The following is a 3,030-nucleotide window of genomic DNA, read 5'->3' on the forward strand; positions in this document are numbered from 1 at the left end:
CCGCCGGGCTGTCAATCGCGGACTGCTCAAAGAGGGCCAGCTTGGCGACATCAACAACGCCTTGGACACCTCGGGTACGCCGGACAACGGTGAAGACCGTCCAGGCAACGACGCTGCCGGGACGCAGGAAGGAAACTGAGAATGGCCATCAAACTTGTGACCACTGCAGCGGAATTGCGGGCAGAAAGCGCGCGGTTGCTCGCGGAAAAGCGCGGGAGCTCGCAGGGCCTCGTCCCGACGATGGGAGCGCTGCACACGGGTCACGCGACGCTGGCCCGCACCGCCGTCGAACAGAACGACGTAGTGGTGGCCTCCATCTTCGTGAACCCTCTGCAATTCGGCGAGGCCGCGGACCTCGAACGCTACCCGCGCACGCTTGATGCCGATATGGCCCTCCTGGACGCCGAGGGCGTGGATCTCGTCTTCGCCCCTTCCGTAGAAGAGGTTTACCCCGGTGGGGAGCCGCTGGTCCGGGTGACTTCGGGACCGTTGGGCGAGAAATGGGAGGGCGCCTCGCGCCCCAGCCACTTCGACGGGGCCCTAACGGTGGTCGCCAAACTGTTGCACTACGGACTGCCGGGCGGTCCAGCAGCCGACGGCGGTGCTGCCGCGTACCGCGCGTACTTCGGCCAGAAGGATGCCCAGCAGTTGGCGCTCGTGAAGCGGATGGTGGCAGATCTCAGCTTTCCGGTGGACATCGTGGCCGTACCTACTGTGCGTGACGCGGACGGGCTGGCCCTTTCCAGCAGGAATCGTTTCCTTTCCGACGAAGAGCGGGAAGCGGCGCTGGTTCTGTCCCGCGCCCTCCGCCTGCTCGAGTCCCGTGCCCTGGCGAACGAGCCGCTCGAGCTGGACTCCGCCGTCGCGCTCGTTGAATCGCAGCCCCTCGTGAAGCTGGACTATTTCGACGTCGTCGATCCCCGCACGCTGGAACCGCTCGCCGAAAACTGCAAGGAAACTCCCTTCCGGGGCGAAGGGCTTGCGATCATTGCGGCGAAGGTCGGGCCCGTGCGGTTGATCGACAACCTGCCGCTGGGTTCCTGAAGTCTCTTAACTTCCGGATGCCAGTACGCAAACGTTTGGATTAAGCTGCTGACGGGAATGCCGTTGAGGCTTAGACTGTTGCAATCTTCACCGGTGACGAGCGCCGGAAACCATCGCACCCAAAGCTGAGGGATCCTCATGTCTACCGACGTCACATCCGACGCGCACGGCAACCCCATGCCGGAAACAGGGACACAGCAAGCCAGCGACAGGATGTCGCGCGAGTCTGTCACCGTCATCGTCACGCTCCTTGTGGCCACCTTCGTAGTGATCCTCAACGAGACCATCATGAACGTCGCCTTGCAGCGGCTCATGACGGACCTCAATGTCGACGCGCCTACTGTCCAGTGGCTCTCCACTGGATTCATGCTGACCATGGCCGTGGTCATCCCCACCACCGGCTTCATCCTCCAGAGGCTCACCACTCGAGCTGCGTTCCTCCTGGCCATCGGACTGTTCAGCGGCGGTACCCTGCTCGCGGCACTGGCCCCGGGTTTTGGAGTGCTCTTGTTGGCGCGCATCGTCCAAGCGGGCGGCACGGCAATTATGCTGCCGCTGCTGATGACGACCATCTTGACCTTGGTGCCTCTGTCCCGACGCGGTGCCGTGATGGGCAACGTGACCATTGCCATCTCGGTTGCGCCGGCCTTGGGCCCCACGGTTTCCGGGATCATCCTTGACCACTTCTCGTGGCGATTCATGTTCGTCTTCGTACTGCCGGTGGCCTTGTTGGCGATGGGCATTGGCGCCAAGTTCCTGACCAACGTCGGTGAACGCGGCAACGTCAGGTTGGACTTCGTCTCGGTGGTCCTGACCGTTCCTGCCTTCGGCGGGCTGGTCTATGGACTGAGCCAGATCGGCGGCCACTCCGGAGCAACCGCCGTTCCGATCGCTGCACTCGTGATCGGCGTCCTGTGCATGGTGGCGTTCGTCTTCCGCCAGCTCAAATTGCAGAAGTCCGACGCGCCCCTGCTGGACCTCAGGGCATTCAACTTCCGCATGTTCACGGTCTCGGTCCTGCTCATGGTGGTTGCCATGATGGCCCTGTTCGGCGGAGTGATCCTGCTACCGCTCTACCTGCAAAACGTTCTCCACCTGCAGCCAATGGAGACCGGCCTTGCGCTCCTTCCGGGCGGCTTGGCGATGGGCCTGCTCGGTCCGGTGGTCGGCAGATTGTTCGACAGGATAGGCCCGCTTCCACTGACTGTCACGGGTTCCATCCTGCTGGTGCTCACGCTGTGGCAGTTCTCAATGCTCAACGCGAGCAGCCCCCTGTGGTGGGTCGTGGTCCTTTACGCAGTGCTTAGCCTGGGGTTGGCTTTGCTGTTCACGCCGGCGTTCACCACTGGCCTCAACCCGCTTCCGCCGCACCTCTATTCGCACGGCTCGGCCATCATGAGCACACTGCAGCAGGTGGCGGGTGCCGCGGGGACTGCGCTCCTGGTTTCGATCTTCGCGGTGGTCTCGGCTGCGTCCGGCTTTGTTGCCGGGATGCAGGCCGCATTCCTGACGGCCACTTTGATTGCGGTGGTTGCCGTAGTGCTGTCCACCATGATGCGCAAAACCGAGGGCGCAGCCGGGCACTGACTCTCGGTGGCGGCGCGGCTGGGTGGCTGCACGGCTGGGTGGCGGCACCGCGCCGCTTGTTTGTGACGCACGGCATGTTTTTGGCTGGCGGCCCTAAAGGCTTTCACTCAGGTGGCACTGGGCGCGGAATTGCCGTGTTGTAGCGGGTTTTGAAGCGCAGGATGGTGCTGTGGGGGTGATTTGCGTGGGGTCTTTGGGGTGTGTAAAGTAGATCGAGTCGCCGCCGCTGATGCGGAAAAATTGCGACCGACCCCCTTTCAAATGGAAACCAAATTCTTGGTTCGCTTTCTTGCGTTCCGGTGTGGTTTCCGGGTGTCACGGATGGTGTTTTGTCCGACGCGGTTCCCGGATTCGGGAGTTGTGCGGAGAGGGCGTGTCTGGTAAGTTTGGAAAGTTGCT

Annotated in this window: 2 protein-coding genes; both read left to right on the forward strand. The window is 62.7% G+C overall.

Features of this window, described 5'->3' with window-relative positions; genetic code table 11:
• Positions 1 to 141: 141 nt before the first annotated feature.
• Positions 142 to 1,044 carry a pantoate--beta-alanine ligase gene (gene panC / locus AHiyo1_RS23920; protein ID WP_059390277.1) on the forward strand — a complete coding sequence of 301 codons (903 nt, stop codon included), beginning with the start codon at positions 142 to 144 and terminating at the stop codon, positions 1,042 to 1,044.
• Positions 1,045 to 1,182: 138 nt separating this feature from the next.
• Positions 1,183 to 2,631, forward strand: a complete 1,449-nt coding sequence (locus AHiyo1_RS23925; RefSeq protein ID WP_059390278.1) for a DHA2 family efflux MFS transporter permease subunit — start codon at positions 1,183 to 1,185, stop codon at positions 2,629 to 2,631.
• The last annotated feature ends 399 nt before the right edge of the window (positions 2,632 to 3,030 follow it).

Source organism: Arthrobacter sp. Hiyo1, from assembly GCF_001263615.2.
In the GTDB taxonomy this organism is placed as follows: domain Bacteria; phylum Actinomycetota; class Actinomycetes; order Actinomycetales; family Micrococcaceae; genus Arthrobacter.

Excerpts from the sequence above, each read along its gene's own strand:
- panC (WP_059390277.1), top strand. The coding sequence starts at position 142 with ATGGCCATCAAACTTGTGACCACTGCAGCGGAATTGCGGGCAGAAAGC.
- AHiyo1_RS23925 (WP_059390278.1), top strand. The coding sequence starts at position 1,183 with ATGTCTACCGACGTCACATCCGACGCGCACGGCAACCCCATGCCGGAA.